At 42.6% G+C, this 19,267-nt stretch carries 19 protein-coding genes; 16 read left to right on the top strand and 3 right to left on the bottom strand.

Translation table 11 applies throughout. The features are described 5' to 3' along the window. The first annotated feature begins 58 nt into the window (after window positions 1–58). From ABJH64_RS18095 to ABJH64_RS18120, 6 genes are all read left to right on the top strand, one after another. Window positions 59–1,891, top strand: coding sequence for an ABC transporter ATP-binding protein (locus tag ABJH64_RS18095; protein ID WP_348275259.1), 1,833 nt, complete (start codon window positions 59–61; stop codon window positions 1,889–1,891). Window positions 1,892–2,014: 123 nt separating this feature from the next. Further along, a complete protein-coding gene (locus ABJH64_RS18100) occupies window positions 2,015–2,386 on the top strand; it encodes a hypothetical protein (RefSeq protein WP_348275258.1) in 372 nt (123 codons plus the stop codon). A gap of 63 nt (window positions 2,387–2,449) precedes the next feature. Next, window positions 2,450–3,988, top strand: coding sequence for a YifB family Mg chelatase-like AAA ATPase (locus ABJH64_RS18105; RefSeq protein WP_348275257.1), 1,539 nt, complete (start codon window positions 2,450–2,452; stop codon window positions 3,986–3,988). Between the two features lie 40 nt (window positions 3,989–4,028). Continuing rightward, on the top strand, window positions 4,029–4,898 hold the full coding sequence (locus tag ABJH64_RS18110; RefSeq protein ID WP_348275256.1) for a restriction endonuclease: 870 nt from the start codon (window positions 4,029–4,031) through the stop codon (window positions 4,896–4,898). A 3-nt stretch (window positions 4,899–4,901) separates the two neighbouring features. Continuing rightward, window positions 4,902–5,348, top strand: coding sequence for a DUF2214 family protein (locus tag ABJH64_RS18115; RefSeq protein ID WP_348275255.1), 447 nt, complete (start codon window positions 4,902–4,904; stop codon window positions 5,346–5,348). A 70-nt stretch (window positions 5,349–5,418) separates the two neighbouring features. Continuing rightward, window positions 5,419–6,153, top strand: a complete 735-nt coding sequence (locus ABJH64_RS18120) for an MBL fold metallo-hydrolase (RefSeq protein ID WP_348275254.1) — start codon at window positions 5,419–5,421, stop codon at window positions 6,151–6,153. Window positions 6,154–6,407: 254 nt separating this feature from the next. On the opposite strand, the gene ABJH64_RS18125 is transcribed toward ABJH64_RS18120, so the two are convergent. Beyond that, a complete protein-coding gene (locus ABJH64_RS18125) occupies window positions 6,408–7,508 on the bottom strand; it encodes an aminotransferase class I/II-fold pyridoxal phosphate-dependent enzyme (RefSeq protein WP_348275253.1) in 1,101 nt (366 codons plus the stop codon). 160 nt (window positions 7,509–7,668) lie between these two features. On the opposite strand from ABJH64_RS18125, the gene ABJH64_RS18130 reads away from it, so the two are divergent. From ABJH64_RS18130 to ABJH64_RS18140, 3 genes are read left to right on the top strand one after another with little or no spacing between them, the layout of a single operon-like run. Continuing rightward, a complete protein-coding gene (locus ABJH64_RS18130; RefSeq protein WP_348275252.1) occupies window positions 7,669–8,199 on the top strand; it encodes a sigma-70 family RNA polymerase sigma factor in 531 nt (176 codons plus the stop codon). Continuing rightward, entirely contained in the window at window positions 8,196–8,885 is a 690-nt protein-coding gene (locus ABJH64_RS18135) for a hypothetical protein (protein WP_348275251.1), read from the top strand. The genes ABJH64_RS18130 and ABJH64_RS18135 overlap by 4 nt, the downstream gene beginning before the upstream one ends. A gap of 28 nt (window positions 8,886–8,913) precedes the next feature. After that, a complete protein-coding gene (locus ABJH64_RS18140) occupies window positions 8,914–9,672 on the top strand; it encodes a hypothetical protein (protein ID WP_348275250.1) in 759 nt (252 codons plus the stop codon). A 165-nt stretch (window positions 9,673–9,837) separates the two neighbouring features. Here the strand turns inward: ABJH64_RS18140 and ABJH64_RS18145 are convergent, their stop codons facing one another. Then, window positions 9,838–10,314: a DUF4293 domain-containing protein gene (locus tag ABJH64_RS18145; protein ID WP_348275249.1), complete on the bottom strand. Its 477-nt coding sequence runs from the start codon at window positions 10,312–10,314 to the stop codon at window positions 9,838–9,840. A gap of 102 nt (window positions 10,315–10,416) precedes the next feature. Between ABJH64_RS18145 and truA the strand changes: the two genes are divergently transcribed. The 6 genes from truA (at window position 10,417) to hemE (ending at window position 15,864) form a co-directional block, all read left to right on the top strand. Continuing rightward, window positions 10,417–11,175: a tRNA pseudouridine(38-40) synthase TruA gene (gene truA, locus ABJH64_RS18150; protein ID WP_348275248.1), complete on the top strand. Its 759-nt coding sequence runs from the start codon at window positions 10,417–10,419 to the stop codon at window positions 11,173–11,175. 6 nt (window positions 11,176–11,181) lie between these two features. Next, window positions 11,182–12,954, top strand: coding sequence for an ABC transporter ATP-binding protein (locus tag ABJH64_RS18155; RefSeq protein WP_348275247.1), 1,773 nt, complete (start codon window positions 11,182–11,184; stop codon window positions 12,952–12,954). A 44-nt stretch (window positions 12,955–12,998) separates the two neighbouring features. Then, window positions 12,999–13,580, top strand: a complete 582-nt coding sequence (locus tag ABJH64_RS18160; protein ID WP_348275246.1) for a hypothetical protein — start codon at window positions 12,999–13,001, stop codon at window positions 13,578–13,580. 2 nt (window positions 13,581–13,582) lie between these two features. After that, window positions 13,583–14,098: a hypothetical protein gene (locus ABJH64_RS18165; RefSeq protein ID WP_348275245.1), complete on the top strand. Its 516-nt coding sequence runs from the start codon at window positions 13,583–13,585 to the stop codon at window positions 14,096–14,098. Window positions 14,099–14,177: 79 nt separating this feature from the next. Then, complete coding sequence (locus tag ABJH64_RS18170; protein WP_348275244.1) at window positions 14,178–14,726, top strand: collagen-like protein; 549 nt, start codon at window positions 14,178–14,180, stop codon at window positions 14,724–14,726. Between the two features lie 115 nt (window positions 14,727–14,841). Beyond that, the gene (hemE, locus tag ABJH64_RS18175; RefSeq protein WP_348299496.1) at window positions 14,842–15,864 is read left to right on the top strand and encodes a uroporphyrinogen decarboxylase; all 1,023 of its coding nucleotides are present in this window, start codon (window positions 14,842–14,844) and stop codon (window positions 15,862–15,864) included. A 120-nt stretch (window positions 15,865–15,984) separates the two neighbouring features. Here the strand turns inward: hemE and ABJH64_RS18180 are convergent, their stop codons facing one another. After that, entirely contained in the window at window positions 15,985–16,791 is an 807-nt protein-coding gene (locus ABJH64_RS18180; RefSeq protein WP_348274078.1) for an MOSC domain-containing protein, read from the bottom strand. A gap of 440 nt (window positions 16,792–17,231) precedes the next feature. On the opposite strand from ABJH64_RS18180, the gene dnaK reads away from it, so the two are divergent. Next, the gene (dnaK, locus tag ABJH64_RS18185; protein WP_348274077.1) at window positions 17,232–19,157 is read left to right on the top strand and encodes a molecular chaperone DnaK; all 1,926 of its coding nucleotides are present in this window, start codon (window positions 17,232–17,234) and stop codon (window positions 19,155–19,157) included. Window positions 19,158–19,267: the final 110 nt, after the last annotated feature.

Raw genomic sequence — 19,267 nt, forward strand, 5'->3', positions numbered from 1 at the left:
AAGAAGTCTAGCTGTCATTTTTGCGTAACTTGCGCGCTAATTCCACGAATATAAGTTTATGAACACTTACCTGCGAATTCTATCCTATGCCAAACCGTACGGAAAATTCGTGCCTACCTATATCATTTACGCATTTCTATCCATCGTTTTTGGCTTGCTGAATTTCACCTTGCTCAAGCCACTTTTCGATGTGATCTTCGAGCAGGTAGATCCTGAGACCCTCACCCAATACTCCGAAAAGCCTGAGTTCAGCTTTTCGCTAGAATACTTTTCCCACCTGTTCAATTATAACTTTCTTCAAATCGCTGAAGAATACGGGAAAATGGGTACCCTCTATTATGTATGTGCCATCATCGTGATATCCGTCTTTCTCGCCAATTTATTTACTTATTTATCAGGAGTAGTATTGGCAGAAGTGCGTGCCACGGTAATCAAGCGGATGCGGATGGATATTTTTGGTCAAGTCAGCAAACTTCACCTTGGCTACTTTTCCAATGAACGAAAAGGCGATCTGATGTCAAAAATGACGAATGATGTGCAGGAGGTTGAAAATACGATTGTCCAATCGCTTCGAGTGGTTTTTCGTGAGCCAGTGACCATTATTCTGTATTTTTCGGTACTCTTCTTTATGTCTCCCAGGCTTACGATTTTCACCATTTTGATCATCCCGATCACAGGAGCGATCATCGGCGGGATCACCAGAAGGCTGAAGAAAAAAGCTGTACAGAGTCAGGAATCACTCGGAAGAATCGTGAATATTCTTGATGAGACCTTAGGCGGCATGCGCGTGATCAAAGCTTTCAATGCGGAGCGATTTATGCGTGGGAAATTTGACCAAGAAACAGACTACTATGCTGGTGTAAATGTAAACATGGCGCGAAAAAACGAGCTTGCTTCTCCTATCTCTCAATTTCTAGGCGTATTTGTAGTAGCAGGTATATTGGTCTATGGGGGTGGGTTAGTCCTAAGTGGAACCTCGGATCTGGGAGCATCAGACTTCATCACCTACATTATTATTTTCACCCAAGTCCTAAATCCTGCCAAGGAAATATCACGAGCAGTGAGTAGCATACAGCGTGGAATCGCCTCAGCAGAGCGTATTTTCACCGTAGTAGATACACCTCCGAAAATCAGTTCGCCAGCTAGCCCTTCCCCTTTGAGGAGCTTTGAAAAAAGTGTAGAATTCAAAAATGTAAGCTTTGCCTATCAAGAAGCTACCGTTTTAAAAAACATAAATTTCACGCTGTCGAGAGGAAAAACCATCGCGCTAGTAGGGCCATCGGGAGGAGGGAAATCAACTTTGGCAGATCTTTTACCTAGATTCTATGATCCAAACGAAGGTGAGATTTTGCTGGATGGTCAGAATATAAAAGACTTTGACCTCTCAGAATTGCGCAGCCTCATGGGAATAGTCACCCAAGAGTCAATTTTATTTAATGACAGTGTTTTTAATAACATCGCATTTGGAATAGAAGGAGCCACAGAAAGTCAGGTGCAGGAAGCGGCAAAAATCGCCAATGCTCATGAGTTCATCACCACGCTGGAAGAAGGTTACCATACAAGTATAGGTGAACGTGGATCCAAACTATCTGGAGGTCAGCGTCAAAGACTGAGTATCGCGCGTGCTGTTTTGAAAAACCCGCCAATCCTGATTCTGGATGAGGCTACCTCAGCGCTCGATTCTGAATCAGAGCTTTTGGTGCAAGAAGCGTTGACCAAGTTGATGAGTAATCGAACTACTCTGGTGATCGCTCATAGACTCAGCACGATTCAGCATGCGGATGAGATCTTGGTGATTGAGCAGGGAGAAGTAGTACAGAGAGGTACACATGCGGAATTGAATCAAATCGAAGGCTTGTACCAGAAGCTTTCTACTATTCAGTCAGTTTAGTATATTCGTTCAAACATATTCTAAAACCAATTAAAGGTTGTAATACCGAGAAGATTTAATCGTGAGAGTTTATCTCAGAAAATCGACAAAGGCATTGACTACCAACACTCAACTTATATTCTTATGAAAAAACTTCACCAAATCCTCCAAATTGCCCTTTTGGTCTATTTTGGCGCTTTTCTAATATTCTTCATAGCCTTTGACACCTTAGGAGGACTCTTTGGCATGCAGGAAATCACTTCAGATTCCATGGTAACCATCACGTTGATTGGACTGATTCTTTTCCTAGCCGCGTGGGGAAGTAGCTATGCGGCCTATAGCAGTCTATCTTCCCAAATCAAGAAAATGGAAAGTGAAACCAATGCTTTGAAAGCGAAGATTTATGATTTTGAACACCCGGCCACTCCAGTGAGGCCAAGTACCCGTCCTACATCGCCCCCTTCAGAATCAGAGCAGAGTAATATCCCTCCAAGACAAAATTTTACAGATAAGTAAGATTTTAAATTTATCAAACTAGTATATTGAGGAGACCAATCAGGTCTCCTTTTTTCGTAAAATATGGTAGCTAAAACTTTTGGAAGCGCAGTATCCGGCGTAGATGCCAACATCATCACTATCGAAGTCAATGTAGGTCAGGGAACCAGTTTCTTTATGGTAGGCCTGCCTGATTCCGCGGTGAAAGAATCACAGCAGCGAGTAGAAAGCGCACTGAAATATTTTGGATATAGAATGCCTCGGCAAAAAGTGGTAATCAACCTAGCTCCAGCTGATATCCGTAAGGAAGGATCGGCCTACGATCTACCGATAGCCATGGGAATACTTCAGGCGTCCGAGCAGGTGGAATTTCCTACGCTAGGAGACTATGTGATCATGGGCGAACTCTCGCTTGACGGAAATCTCAGACCCATCAAGGGCGTGCTGCCGATAGCCATAGAAGCTAGAAAGAAAGGATTCAAAGGGTTCATTCTCCCCACAGAAAATGCCAAGGAAGCTTCTATTGTGAATAACCTGGATATCATAGCCGTAGAAAACATTCAACAAGCCACTGATTTTCTGATGGGAGAATTGGAAATAGTCCCGCTAGTGACGGATACTAGAGAGATTTTTTATCATTCGCTGGACGACATTGAGTTTGACTTTGCGGATGTGCAAGGTCAGCAAAACATCAAGCGAGCTATGGAAATCGCTGCGGCAGGCGGACACAACGTAATCATGATTGGCCCTCCGGGAGCTGGCAAGACCATGCTAGCAAAAAGACTTCCTTCGATCCTTCCGCCGCTAACTTTGATCGAAGCATTAGAGACGACCAAGATTCACTCCGTGGCAGGCAAACTAGGAAAAAATGGATCTCTTCTTGCTAACCGCCCTTTTCGCTCCCCCCATCATACCATCAGTGATGTCGCGTTAGTAGGAGGAGGTGGAAATCCTCAGCCAGGAGAAATCTCCCTTGCCCATAATGGAGTCTTGTTTTTAGATGAGCTGCCAGAATTCAAAAGAACTGTGCTGGAGGTCATGCGCCAGCCATTGGAAGAGCGCCGAGTGACGATTTCCAGAGCAAAAGTATCGGTGGATTTTCCTGCCAATTTTATGCTGATCGCCAGTATGAATCCTTGCCCATGTGGCTATTACAATCACCCAGAAAAAGAATGTGTCTGCGGCCCCGGCATCGTTCAGCGGTATTTGAACAAAGTTTCTGGCCCACTACTAGATCGGATAGATCTACATGTGGAAGTGACACCCGTGAAATTTGATGAGATGACCTCCACTCGTAGAAATGAATCAAGTATGGAGATTCGGGAGCGTGTGATTCGAGGGCGAGAAAAACAGAAAGAGCGATTCAAAGATAATCCAGAGGTTTTTTGTAATGCCATGATGCCTTCCCATTTGACCAAGCAAATCTGTCAAATATCCGAGGCTGGTAAAACGCTTTTGAAAACTGCCATGGAACGACTAGGTCTATCAGCCAGAGCTTATGATCGGATTCTTAAAGTAGCCAGAACTATAGCTGACATCTCAGGATCTGAGGAAATCAAAGTCGAACATCTGGCCGAAGCCATACAGTACAGAAGTTTGGATAGAGAAGGCTGGGCGGGATAGGATAATTGAGGAAATAAAAAAATTGTAAGAGTTTAAAGTTATGGCCAAAAGAAATAAGCAGGCTGAATTCGTGAAATGGTTTGGGCCTCTTCTGGATGCATTGAGAGATCTTGGGTATTCTGGCAAACCGCGAGAAGTCTCTGACAAAATAGCCAAAGAATTAAAATTAGATGATGATTTTTTAGACCAAACATTGAAATCTGGAACCAACAAATTCCATAATCAGGTCGCTTGGGCAAGACAGTACATGACTTGGGAAGGGCTTTTAGATTCATCTGTTCGGGGGACATGGAAACTTACTGAAAAAGGAAAAAACACTCATTTGACCTATAACGAAGCTCATCAACTATTTTTGAAATGGGTAGAAATCAATCAAATAGCAAGAAAAAATAAAACTGAGAAGGAAGTTATTATTGAACAAGAAGAAACAGATCCAGATACTGTAAAAATTAATGCTGAAAACAATCTCCTGTCAGTTTTACAAAGTTTATCACCCTCAGGATTTGAAAGAGTTTGTAAAGAATTACTGAGAGAACATGGATTTGAAAACGTGGAAGTCACCGGTAAATCTCATGATGGAGGAATTGACGGCTATGGTATATTGGAAATCAATCCATTTGTTAGTTTCAAAGTACTTTTTCAATGTAAAAGATATCAAGGATCTGTATCTAGATCACAAGTTGGAGATTTCAGAAACGCTATGATTGGAAGGGCAGAAAAAGGTATCATTATTACCACTGGGACATTTACAAATTCTGCAGAAAATGAAGCCTCCAGAGATGGTGCTCCAAAAATTGAGTTAGTAGATGGTAAAAAGCTTGTGCAAATGTTTGAGAAAGTTCAGCTTGGTGTTAAACCTAAAACTGTTTATGAAGTTGACTTACAATATTTCACAAAATTCAAAGACTAAAGAATGCCCACCGAAATCCTCCTCCGCTACCTTCACTTTATCAGCATCTTCGCGATTGTAGGTTCTCTGGTGGCCGAGCATCTCTTGTTGAAAAAAGAACTAACCAGAAAAGAAATTAAAAGAATCTCGACTATAGATGGGGTATATGGCATCGCCGCTTTACTACTTTTGGGCGTGGGACTTACGCTTTGGCTGGGTGGGTATGGTAAGCCAACTGAGTTCTACTCAAAAAACTATATTTTCCACACCAAGGTGACACTATTTGCTACCCTTGGAATTCTATCGATCTACCCCACCATATTTTTTCTCAAACAAGGAAAAGGCGATCCTCAGGAGGTCATTTCCATTCCCAAATCTATTTTCATGCTACTTCGCATAGAACTTCTGATTTTAACAATCATTCCGCTTCTGGCTGGCTTGATGGCAAAAGGCATCGGGTATTTCGGATGATAATTGATTGTAACAAACAATTACCAAGTACTCAAGTTTGTATTCCTATATAAACTAAGTCCATAAATACATGAAATACCTCACGCTACTCTTCCTTTTCATCTCCTTCGGCGCATTTTGCCAAGACATCATTCCCACCAAAAACGGTGACATTACCATCAACCCTATCACGCACGGCACATTGGTATTAGAATACAACGACCAGGTGATTTACGTGGATCCCTATGGAGGCGCAGCTGCTTTTGACGATCAGAAAAAACCCACGTTGGTTTTGATCACCGACATCCATGGTGATCACCTCAATCAGGAAACGCTGAATGGGCTTGATCTGAAAGAGGCCATCTTAGTAGTGCCACAGGCAGTGGCGGATAAGCTCCCGAAAGGAAGTGGAAAATCGATAGTCGTAATCGGAAACGACCTGAGTGAAACCATCAACAAAGTGAAAATCACAGCCATTCCTATGTATAATCTTCCTGAAACCTCTGATTCAAGACATCCAAAAGGTAGAGGGAATGGATATATAGTTCATCTCGGAGGCAAGCAAATTTATCTCTCTGGAGATACGGAGGATATTCCAGAAATGCGTGCGCTAAAGAATATCGATGTAGCATTCGTCTGTATGAATCTACCCTACACGATGGACGTAGAACAAGCTGCAAGTGCCGTAGCAGAATTCAAACCGACGATAGTTTATCCCTATCATTACAGAGGTACAGAAGGCTTGAGTGATGTAGAGAAATTCAAAACTTTGGTGAATGAATCTGCACCAAAAGTGGATGTTAGATTAAGAAACTGGTATCAATAAAAGCATTTCGAAAATCAGTATAAAAATCACTCATCCTGTAAAACCAAACGTGGGTTTCACTGAACTCAGTCTGAAGACTGCAATGAATGAGGTCCAAGCCTGCTTTCCAGTCAGGCAGGTCGGGAGACATGATCCAGACAAACTAACTAATAAAACCCGGCCGGTTGGCTGGGTTTCGTTAGTTTAAGGTTTAATGAAATTAATTTCTATTGCGCTGTCTGCGAAATGCTCCTTGCCTTCTGAGGCATAAGTCATTATTTCAATGCATCTTCCAAATCTTCCAAAAGATCATACAAATGCTCTAGCCCAACGGACACTCGAATCAAATTTTGCGGAGTCAGCGTATCTGGACCTTCGGAAGCTGCACGCCGCTCGATGAGACTTTCCACTCCTCCTAGGCTGGTCGCATTGGTGAAGTATTTCAATTTGGAGATCACTCGATCTGCAGCGTCCGCCCCATCTTTTACCAAAAAAGAAAGCACTCCTCCAAATCCTGTCATTTGATTGGCGGCTATCATGTGCCCGGGATGGTCTTTCAATCCCGGATAATAAACTTTCTCTACCCTATCGTGATGAGAAAGAAAATTAGCCAAAACCATCGCATGTTCTGCATGGCCTTTCATCCGGTAAGGAAGCGTTTTGATACTTCTACACAAGTAATAGCAATCCATAGGGGAAGGCACTGCTCCCCCACCGATTTGGACATTTTTTACTTTTTCCCAGAACTCATCCGCCTCACGAGTGATCAAAGCTCCACCCAAAATATCGGAGTGTCCTCCAAAATATTTAGTGCTAGAATGCATGACGATAGTTGCTCCCAGTTCTAGTGGGTTCTGGAAAACAGGAGTGGCAAAGGTATTATCACAAGCTAGAATGGCACCTTTATCCTTTGTCAATTTGGCGACTGCCGCTATATCCGTGATCTTCAAAAGTGGGTTTGAGGGCGTCTCCACCCATACCAATTGTGTATTGGGGCGAAAGGCACTCTCTACCTGTTCCAAATCCGTCATATCCACAAAAGTGGCTTCCAGCACTCCTTTGAAAATGGAAAGTATGGCATTTTTCAACCCATGGTACATATCGTCCGGCGCAATAAGATGCGATCCAGGCTCCAAAGCTTGGAAAACTGCAACTCCCGCGGCATTACCTGAGGAGAAAGCCGCTGCATCTGCACCTTTTTCCAGTCCTGCCAACAGCCTCTCCAAAGCGTGCCGATTGGGATTGTTGGCTCTGGAGTAAATCATAGAATCAGGCTGATGTACAAATGTGGTACTGAGCGTGATGGGCTGAATCACCGGATTTTCAGAGTCTGAGACAATATTTCCACCGTGTATGGCTAAGGTTTCGAGTTTCATTCTATTGATTGTTAATAGTTACAAAAGGCAGTGGCTGAAATTACCACTATTTCCGAAGAGCTGGAAAAGAATTTGTAAAATGCCCCGAAGTCTAAAAAACTTTGATTGCCATTCCAACCTTTTACTTACAAAGCCCCTCTTTAAGGTATAACCCAATTCTATGAGCTCTCAAAAGCTAGACAATAATCTGATTTCAAACGTCCTCCTGGGCGAGCGATCGGCGCAGTTTCAGCTGTTTGAATTGACTAAGGGAATGCTTTATTCGATTTGCTATCGGGTGATAAATGACGAGGATGAAGCAAATGATGTGTTGCAGGATTCTTATGTAGAAATTTTCCAAAAAATACATACGCTAAAAAATCCAGAGGCGCTACTAGGATGGATGAAGACCATCACGATCCGCAAAGCGATCCTTCAGAGTAAAAAGAAGATCCATTTTGAACCTATCGAAGAAGTGAAAATGGAAGCTAACGAAGATTTTGATTCTTGGTTTGACGCAGAGATGCTGGATCAGGCTATTCGAAGTTTACCGGATGGCGCGAGGGCAGTTTTTTTGCTGATTGAAGTAGAAGGATATTCTCACAAGGAGAACTCAGAATTATTGGGAATAGCGGAAAGCACCTCAAAGTCCCAATTGCATTATGCGAAGTCGTTATTAAAAAAAAGAATCTCTAAACTACTTCAAGCATGAGAAAGCTTCCAGAACATAGCCCAAAGTCAGATTTATGGAGCAAGATCCAGGCACAAAAAGATTTTGATGCTCAAGTGAAAGCCCATGCCTCAAATCTTCCGCTGAAGGAACCAAAAGCAGATCTTTGGAGCGCGATTGAAAGTGAATTGGATCAAAAAACTCCGGTAATTCCACTTTGGAAATATGGCGTGGTAGCAGCTTCTCTTGTGTTGATTTTAGCGATATCCGGGATTGCTTATTTAGAAGTTGGGACTAAGGATATGAGGGAGCCGGTGATTACAGAGAAAATCACTACTACTCCAGAGCTTCCTACCTCCAAAGAAAGTAAGGATACAGGAGACAATTCCACAACAGTCCCACAAATCCAATCTCAACTCGCTGAAAATCATATACCACAGAACCAACCCATCAAAAAGGAAACAATTGCTCCCGTAGGAATACCCAAACTAGAACTGGCAGATCTGATAATCGAAAACCCTGTAGTACCTCACCTGGAAATAACGAAAACACCAGAGATGGAAGGCCCAAAAACACTACATAAAGTCCGGATTTCTTGGGGGCTGAAGGAGCAACCAAAATTTAAAACCACGCTCGGGCTTGGCATTCCAGAAGATATATCAGAAAGACAAATCGGAAGAGCAAATCAAAACTCAAGCTCAATAAAGATCAAAATCAAAAGAGAATAATCAAGACTATTTTATAATCCACACTCCTATGAAACGACTACTATTAGTTCCTTTCCTGGCTTTGCTATGGGCTTTTCAAACTTATGGCCAGGAAGTAGAAAACAAACTTTCCGAAAACCTCCAAAGCTGGTTAGATAGGTCTTGGCCTGTGACAGACACGCTGATTTTCGACCTCCCTAATGAAAGTTCACTTATCCTTTATTTTAGTCAAAAGGAATTTAATGCAGATGAATTAAGTGCAGAATTTGAACCTCTGCTTCGCAAAGCAACGGATTTCCCCGCGTTTACGACCCTTGCTTACAGAATTGGGGAAAATTTCGCTCCAACTTCCTTGAAAAATGTAAAGTTTGAAATCGACAAAAAATACGTGCCTTATGTTGAAAGTTTGGAAATGACATTTCCTGTTGGGGTGGACTTTACAGGTGGAGATTTTACTCCGATAGTGGGGTTCAGGGCGCACGTTAATTTGAGCAGATTTTCCCTGGGTGGCTCTATCACCAATACATTTTATTTCCCAGAACGGATAGACAACAACGTAAAAGTGAACAGCAATTGGTTTGTAAATGCAGAGATGGCCTTTGACTTTGGCAGCATGGAACGATCGAGAAAAAACATACTTGGACTAGGTTACTTGCTTAATGAAAACAAAAGCCAGCTTTTCAGCGGAACCACAATGCAAGCATATTACACCAGAAATCTCAATAAGTATATCTCTATCCAAGTGGGAGTAATCGCCACCGAAAACTTCAAAACCTTTTATCCTACTGTAGGAATAAGGTTCTGGTAAAAAACTTAAAACCTGCTGCTGGATAAGCAGGCCAATAAATCAAAAGAGCCAGCGATTTGCCGGCTCTTTTGGTTTACTATCATTGGGAAAAATGATCCCTGACTTAATTAGGAAAGTAATTCGTAGTGAGGAAAAATCTAACGTTTTGACTCTAGACTCTCCTGACTATCTGATTCTATCCACAGATTTCAGCAAGGCCACATCTTTTCGGATAAATCGATTGGCCAGCATATTACAAACCATCGCAACAAGAATAGCCCAAAAGCCAATTTGGTATTCACCATTGTCTGGCGCAGCCATGTCGCTGTTTACACCATTGGTAGTCAAAAAAACAATCGCTACTAAGCTGACCATCAAGAGGGAGTTGATCATATTCAGCATCATTTGACGGCTTAGATTTCTATATTGGAAGATGGAAATAATAGCCAAAAGCCCTGCAAATGCAGCCAAGGCGGCGATGTACCAATTGGAGGACGACTCAATCACCTGGCCTGAAGCGTCCAATTGATTTAGAAATAAAGCATTGAATTTCCAGATATTCGTAGAATCTGGCACATCTTGAACCCAAAGATCTAAACCCAAAGTTAAGCCCATAGCCACGGCCACGAGGAAAAGGAAAATTGATTGTACGCGCTGAATCATGTTTTTCTAATTTTTTGGCAAAGAAAAGGTCTTATGAGATCATTAACAAGGAATGGAGGTTTGTCACTAGGATTTGATTGGGAATAGTATCTTTGCAGCCGTATGAGCGAAAGCAAACGATACTTCTTGGACATCAGCTACAAAGGCACGCGCTACCATGGCTGGCAAATCCAGGAAAATGCATTTACTGTTCAGGAGGCTTTGGAGACAAGCCTTTCCACCTACTTCCGCACGCCAATCTCGGTGATGGGAAGTGGACGTACAGATACGGGAGTACATGCTAGCATGCAGATTTGTCATTTTGATACGGAACAGGAGATTGATAAAGAGAAGTTTATCCGGGCGATCAACGGGATTTTGCCCAAAGATATCGCGGTCAATTCTATCCGTAAAGTCCGAGCTGATGCACATGCGAGGTTCAGCGCCAAGAGTAGATCTTATGTGTATAGGATGATTTTGCAAAAAAGCCCCTTCTTAGAAGACTATGTCTGGAGGCATTATTTCAATCCCGATATCGCACGAATGAATGCCGCGGCGCAGATCTTATTGGAATACACTGATTTTGAATGCTTCAGCAAGGTAAATACCGCTGTAAAACATTTTAGATGTGAAATAAATTCTGCTCATTGGGAACGAAAAGACGGAGAATTACAATTTCATATAACTGCCAATCGCTTTTTGCGTGGAATGGTGAGGGCAATCGTGGGAACACTGGTAGCTATAGGCTTAGGAAAAATGGAGCCAGAGGAAATGCATCACATCATCACTTCCCGAAATCGAAAAAAAGCAGGGAAATCAGCTCCAGCAAGCGGCTTGTTTTTCAGCCGAATTGAATATTCAGAAGACATTTATTTAGACTAGTTTACCTTGAGTTTAGAACAAGAAAAATCATCCTCCGGCGAGATCGTCGATTCGAAAGTACTCAAGCAGCTCTATGGCTTTGTCAAACCATACAAGGCTCAATTCTATTTTCTGGTCTTTCTTACCGTCTCTTTAGCCATTTTGGCTCCAACTCGCCCCTATTTCATACAGATCGCTATTGATGATTACATCGCTGTAGGTGATGCCCCAGGGCTTTTGAAAATCATTTACTTACTGATCGGCTTGATGATTTTGCAGGCAATAGTTCAGTGGGCACACACGTATTATTCAGGCTGGATAGGCCAAGTAATTATTCGGGACATACGGGTAAAACTTTATAAGCACCTACTCAAACTTAGGTTGAAGTTCTTTGACAACACCCCTATAGGCCGACTTGTCACCCGCAATATCTCTGATGTAGAAACCCTCGCAGATGTATTTTCAGAAGGCCTGGCAGCTATCATCGGTGATTTACTTCAGCTGGTCACCATCCTTGGGGTGATGTTTTACATCGACTGGAAGCTGACCTTGGTGAGTTTATCCACCTTGCCACTGATGATTATTTCCACTTATGTGTTCAAGGAAAAAATCAAAGTCACCTTCAATGATGTAAGAAATGCGGTTTCCAACCTCAACTCCTTCCTGCAAGAGCATATCACCGGGATGAACATCGTGCAGATCTTCAATCGGGAAGAAAGGGAGTTTGAGAAATTCAAAGAAATAAACAAAGAGCATCGAAGAGCTCATATTCGCTCGGTGCTGTATTACTCCATCTACTTTCCTGTAGCGGAAATTATTCAAGCTATAGGGATCGGCCTGGTCGTGTGGTATGGTGCGGTGGGTGTGCTGGGTATGGAGATAGAGATTGGAGTGTTGATTTCCTTCATCATGTATTTGCAGTTATTTTTTAGACCTATCCGCCAGATTGCGGATCGATTCAATACCCTACAGATGGGCGTGGTTAGTTCCTCCAGGATCTTCAAACTGCTAGAAAGTAAGGAGCATATCGCGAACGAAGGTGATTTCAAACCAGCCAGAGTCAAAGGAAATATCAAACTTGAAAAAGTATGGTTTGCCTATGTAGATGAGGAGTACGTACTCAAAGACATCAGCTTCGAAGTAGAATCAGGCCAGACCGTAGCGCTAGTAGGGGCCACAGGAGCCGGCAAATCTTCTATTATCAACTTGATTTCCAGATTCTATGAGATCAACAAGGGTGACATTTCCATCGACGGGCACGATATCCGCGAATTTGAACTGGACACTTTGCGTAAGCATATAGGGGTTGTTTTGCAGGATGTCTTCCTTTTTTCCAACACCATTTTCTATAACATCACCCTTGGCAATCCAGACATTACCCGAGAGCAAGTCATGTATGCCGCAGAACTGGCTGGCGCAAAGAAATTTATTGAGCGACTGCCAGGCGGCTTGGATTATAATGTAATGGAGCGAGGAGCAACGCTTTCCGTCGGCCAAAGGCAATTGATTTCCTTCGTCCGGGCAATGGTTTATAATCCTGAAATCATCATCCTAGATGAAGCTACCTCTTCTGTGGATACAGAAACGGAGGAACTGATCCAAGAGTCCATCGAAACGATGATGACCGGAAGAACGTCCATAGTCATCGCGCATAGACTTTCTACCATCCAGAAGGCGGACAAAATCATAGTCCTTCACAAAGGTGAAATAGTAGAGATCGGTACGCATGAATCCTTGCTGGAGCTAGGTGGCCATTACACCCAGTTGCACCAGATGCAGCTAAAGACCATGACAATCTAGCCTGGTTTTTGACACCGAATACAGTAACTAAACCAACATATCTCGTGAAATACAGAATAATAATCCTTTTCGTATTCCTACCATTTATCAGCTTTGCACAGGAAAGAGGCGTCGGAATCCGACTAGGCGAGCCACTTTCTTTTACCTACAAAGACTTCCTTACCGATTACATTTCCATAGAAGGCATGTTCGGCATAGCAGGAATCAATGGAGCCAGCTATTATCAAAAAGATTTTGAAAGTAATCCTCCGGAGTCCAACTCTTTTTATGTCTCACACAATGCCCAGAAAGGTGTTTCCTTCAATGTACGTTCTGCCTATCATGAGGATATCACGGACGTTTTTGGGATTACAGAAGGATATCTGATGGCTTATGGAGGTGCTGGTATTCAACTTAGAACTACAAAAGTCAACTATACCTACGTGGATGGACAAGCTTCATCCTTGCTGAAAAATGACAGCCGAACCAATGTGGATTTTGGACCGGAAGCTTTCGTAGGTGCAGAATATTACTTTGATGATGTACCCATTTCAGTATTTGGAGAAGTAGGCTTTTTCTTAGAACTAATTGACCGCATCGGCCATATCAAAGGCCAAGGTGGCGTAGGTGTTCGCTATATTTTCTAGACATGAAACGAATAGCCATACTAGTGGTCGCATTGATTTCTGCCTTTACTATCATCGGATTTTGGGGCTTTGGCAAATTGGGCGGGAATACACCTATCGACATTCAACTGATAGAAAAGAAGCCGGACAACCTAGCAGGGATCACCTATCGAGGAATACCTGGGGATAAAAAACTAGGAGAAATATTCGAAACGATGGAGTCCCAAAAAGCACTGCATCCTGGAACTCAATTACACACGATCTATGAGGTAGAGCCAGCCGGCAAACTGGACACCATGCATGTTTTTGTAGGAATCAATCAACTGCATCCCTTGGATAACCTGGAGTTTCGAAAGTTTGAAAACGAAAGCTATCTCCTCGCCCAGATCAAAAGCAGCTCATGGGTGATGCCAAGTCCTGACAAAGTGAAGGAAAAGCTAAGAGAATTTGCTGCCGCAAATCAACTGGAGCTCAGTGGCGTTTTTATCGATATTATTCTATCTGACAACGAAGTTCAAGTGGTAGCGCCGATTAAGTGAAAAAGCGTTAATGATTTTTCACCAACCAATTAGTGGCATAATTCGTGAAAGAAACCTACTAACCTTAAAAACTACACCTATGAGACATGTCAACAAATTAATTTTAGCACTAATTGGACTGTTAGCGTTCCAAGCTTGTGAAGGACCAGAAGGTCCAATGGGAGTTCCTGGTCCAGAAGGTCCAGAAGGACAACCGGGAATTAATATCGTAGGACAAACCTTCGAAGTGGAAATTGACTTTACCGCTGCTAATAATTTCGCCGGTAACTTTGACTTTACCGAACCATTGGTAGAAGGGGATGCATTACTAGTTTATATGCTCGAGCAAAATCCAGCCACAGAAGGAAGAGTTGCTTGGAGGTTACTTCCACAGACGTTCTATTTAGAGGGTGGCATTCTGGTTTACAACTTCGACTATACCGTGGATGACTTCAGTATTTTCTTAGACAACTCTCCGATAAACTTTGCTGAATTAGATGACTATTGGACTACAGGCCTACTATTCAGAGTAGTGGTCGTGCCATCAGACCTACTAGGAGCGCGCGTCGATTATACTAACTATGAGGCAACTATGAATCTTCTGAACATTTCTGAAGATGACTTCGTAAGAATAGAATCAAAGAAATAAAAAGTAAGCTAAACCAACTGATTACTACTAGCTGGATCTATGTCAGACATTGATCCAGCTTTTTTTATGTGGTCACTTTACCTGCCAAATTTGATTTGGTGCTTATCTTTGCCCCATGCATTTGAAAAACGATCTACTACTACGCGCCGCAAAAGGCGAAACTATCGAAAGAACACCAGTTTGGCTGATGCGCCAGGCAGGTAGAATTTTGCCTGAATACAGAAAAGTACGAGAAAGTGTCAGTGGATTTATTGAGCTAGCCCAGACTCCTGAGTTAGCTGCTGAAGTCACTATACAACCAGTGGACTTATTGGGCGTGGATGCTGCGATTATTTTTTCGGATATCTTAGTAATTCCTGAAGCGATGGGATTGCCGTATGAAATGGTGGAAAAAAGAGGACCCTTATTTCCAAATACCGTCCGCTCTGAAGCTGATTTGAAAAAACTGCATGTATCTGATGGATCAGAACTTCGCTATGTCACTGATGCTATTCACATTACCAGGAAAGCACTCAATGGGCGAGTTCCGTTGATAGGTTTCGCTGGAGCGCCATGGACTATTTTCTCCTACATGGTAGAAGGTCATGGCAGCAAGACGTTCTCTGCTGCACGGGAAATGCTTTACACCCAACCTGCTTTTTCTCACAGACTGCTTCAGATGATCACTGACAGCACAATCAATTACCTCAAAGCTCAGATTGAAGCTGGAGCTCAGCTTGTCCAGATATTTGATAGCTGGGCAGGGATCTTGGGACCAAAGCAATATGCAGAATTTTCACTGCCCTATATCGCTCAGATCTGTGATGCAATCAATTCGGTTCCGAAAACTGTCTTTGCAAAAGGAGCTTTCTTTGCCAGAGAAGAAATGGGTAAACTGAACTGTGAAACGATCGGTCTAGACTGGAACATGGGAATAGCTGAATCGAGAAAATTGATCGGCTCTGAGAAGACTTTACAGGGAAATCTAGATCCAGCGGCGCTTTATGGAACAGCTGATCAAGTACGTGAAGCGACGATTGATATGATGGAGCAATTCCGTGGGACTCGACATATCGCCAATCTCGGACATGGTGTCTATCCAGATATCAATCCTGAAATGGTGAAGGTGTTTATTCAGACTGTGAAGGAGTTCAAATAAAAACTAATGTTCGCGGGGAATACGGAGTTTTTCGTGGCTTACACAGTGCTACAGGGTTATCCTGCTTCTACAGAGGCAGGATTTCTTCTTTAATAGTGACACTACAAATCCTACATTAAATTAGACCAATTTAATCGCGTTCCCGACCTTGATCACTCCGGATGACAAGGCAACCATATTTTGGCCAAACATAACTTTAGTCCCTACTTTTCTAAATTCAGTCAGGGTTTTAAGTGGTTCTGATGATTTGATTGCAGTTTTCTGATCCACCGTAGTCATGACACATCTGGCACATGGTTTTACAACTTGGAAATTCACTTCACCTACCTGTATTTTCTTCCAAGAATCCTCGGCAAATGCCTCTCCCCCCGAGAAGACGATATTTGGACGGAATCGATTCATAGGCACAGGATATTCCAACCTAGAATTTAAATTTTCAAGGGAGTTCTGGCCAATCAGCAGATACGGCATCCCATCTGCAAAACTCACAGACTCTTCATTTACAGCATACCTAGGGTCAACCTTGCGCTGGGTGGAAATAGGCATTTTTACCAGGCGAACTTTTTGATTCAAAATATCACTAAACCACTGATCAATTTGCTCATCAACTAATCTGGCTGACATCTCATCATCCCAAACTGTGACAGAAGAAACTTCAGCTCCCTCAGCTGCAAATGGAATTTGAATAACTTCATCTGGTCTGGAAAGATGATGTACCAACAGAAAATCCTCAGCAATCGCAACTCGCAGCAAAGCCATTTGAGGAAAAGCCCTTTGAGACATAAACTTCCCCGATTCATCGATCAGCATCCAACGGCGATCGTGTTCAAAGCCTCTTTCTTCTACCCTTGCCTCAGTAAGGCGTATTCCACCAAGCGATTTGATCGGATAAATGTATAGATCTTGGATAACTAGTGTTTCTGACATGGCTTAAAAATAAGCCCACTTAGTTGGAGTTGATTGATTCAACCTGAAAAAATTCTGCTCATTGGGAATATTCCTTTCAGTATATCCCACATGAAGGCTGATATTTCCAATTCTCGATAGACCGATAGGATAAGCATTCCTACCAAAATGACTAGCCCCCATCGGCATCGTTCGTTCATATTTCCCTTAAAAAATGGTTTCATTATACCTAGTAGATGCAGGTATCAGCCGATTGGTTGCAAAGACTAAGTAATATTTTCAAAAACTGTCAGAATGATGTTTTCACCAGAAGGGACAAATGACAATTCCGTTAGCATTTTCACAAAGTTCTGCCAACTTTTCTGACAATGTGACACAAAATACAGTGAATACCCAGGTGGCACATACCTTGAAGAAAGGGAGAAGTATTTAAACAGAAAATAACTTAAAAACATATAATCATGGGAAAAATCATAGGCATTGACTTAGGAACAACCAACTCCTGCGTAGCAGTAATGGAAGGTAACGAACCTGTAGTCATTCAAAACAGTGAGGGAAGAAGAACCACACCTTCTATTGTGGCTTTCCTTGACAACGGAAACGGTGAGCGCAAAGTGGGTGATCCTGCCAAGCGTCAGGCAATTACCAACCCTACCAACACCATTTCTTCAGTAAAAAGATTTATGGGCAAAAAATTCTCTGAAATTGCTGAGGAGAAGAAGCACGCACCATACAAAGTTGAGAAAGGAGCTAATGATACGGTCGTAGTGAAAATTGGTGACCGTTCTTATACTCCACAGGAGCTTTCTGCAATGATTCTTCAGAAAATGAAGAGCACTGCTGAGGACTTTTTGGGACAAACTGTTACAGAGGCAGTAATTACAGTTCCTGCTTACTTCAATGACTCTGAGCGTCAAGCAACCAAAGAAGCTGGACAGATCGCTGGTCTTGAGGTGAAGCGTATCATCAACGAGCCTACTGCTGCGGCTTTGGCATACGGGATGGACAAAAAGCATCAGGATATGAAAATCGCTGTGTATGACCTTGGCGGTGGTACATTCGATATCTCAATCTTGGAACTAGGAGATGGCGTATTCGAGGTAAAATCTACCAACGGTGATGTACACCTGGGTGGTGATGACTTTGATCAGGTAGTTATGAACTGGCTAGCGGATGAATTTAAATCTGAAGAGCAAATCGATCTAAGACAGGACCCTATGGCACTTCAAAGATTGAAAGAAGCTGCTGAAAAAGCTAAGATTGAGCTTTCAAGCTCTGCATCTACAGAGATTAACTTGCCTTACATCACTGCCACTCAGACAGGTCCTAAGCACTTGGTGAGAACGTTGAGCCGTTCCAAATTTGAGCAATTGACTGAAGATCTTGTAAGAAGATCTATGGAGCCATGTAAAAAAGCTTTGTCAGATGCAGGATTAAGCGCATCGGATATAGATGAAGTAATATTAGTAGGTGGTTCTACTAGAATCCCTAAAATTCAGGAAGAAGTTGAGAAGTTCTTTGGTAAGAAGCCTTCCAAAGGTGTAAACCCTGATGAGGTGGTAGCTATCGGAGCTGCAATCCAAGGTGGAGTACTGACTGGTGAAGTGAAAGATGTCCTTCTTTTGGACGTGACGCCACTTTCTCTAGGCATTGAAACTATGGGTGGAGTTTTGACCAAACTAATCGAAGCGAACACTACTATTCCAACCAAGAAGTCTGAGACATTCTCTACTGCAGCGGACAATCAGCCAGCCGTGGATATCCACGTATTGCAAGGTGAGCGTCCAATGGCTAAGGACAATAGAAGCATCGGTAGATTCCAGCTTTCTGATATCCCGCCAGCACAAAGAGGGGTACCTCAGATCGAAGTTACTTTTGACATCGATGCTAACGGTATCCTCAATGTATCTGCGAAAGATAAAGGAACTGGCAAAGAGCAAAAAATCAAGATCGAAGCTTCCTCTGGACTTTCTCAGGAAGAAATCGACAGAATGAAGTCTGAAGCTGAAGCAAATGCTGCTTCTGATAAAGCTGAAAAAGAGAAAATTGACAAGTTGAACCAAGCAGATAGCTTAGTGTTCCAAACTGAGAAGCAGTTGAAAGAATACGGAGACAAACTTTCCGAAGGAAACAAAACTGCAATCTCTGCAGCGCTTGAAACGCTGAAAGCTGCACATCAGTCTCAAAACGTAGAAGGAATTGATTCTGCCATGGAAGGTTTGAACAAGGCTTGGGAAGCGGCATCTACAGAGATGTATAACGCAGCTGGAGCTGAAGGAGCTGGAGCGGCTGGTGCTAATCCTAATGCAAGCGCAGGTTCTTCTGAGTCAGGTGATGGTGTATCTGATGTCGATTACGAAGAAGTAAGCGAAGAAGAGAAAAAATAATAGCTTCAAAAGCTAAATCAACTAAAATGGCATCTGTGTAAAAAGCAGGTGCCTTTTTGGTTAAATACCCTGACAACTATACAATCCCTTCTTGTTGACCAAGCAATAAT

It is taken from the genome of Algoriphagus sp., from assembly GCF_039969895.1.
GTDB lineage: Bacteria > Bacteroidota > Bacteroidia > Cytophagales > Cyclobacteriaceae > Algoriphagus.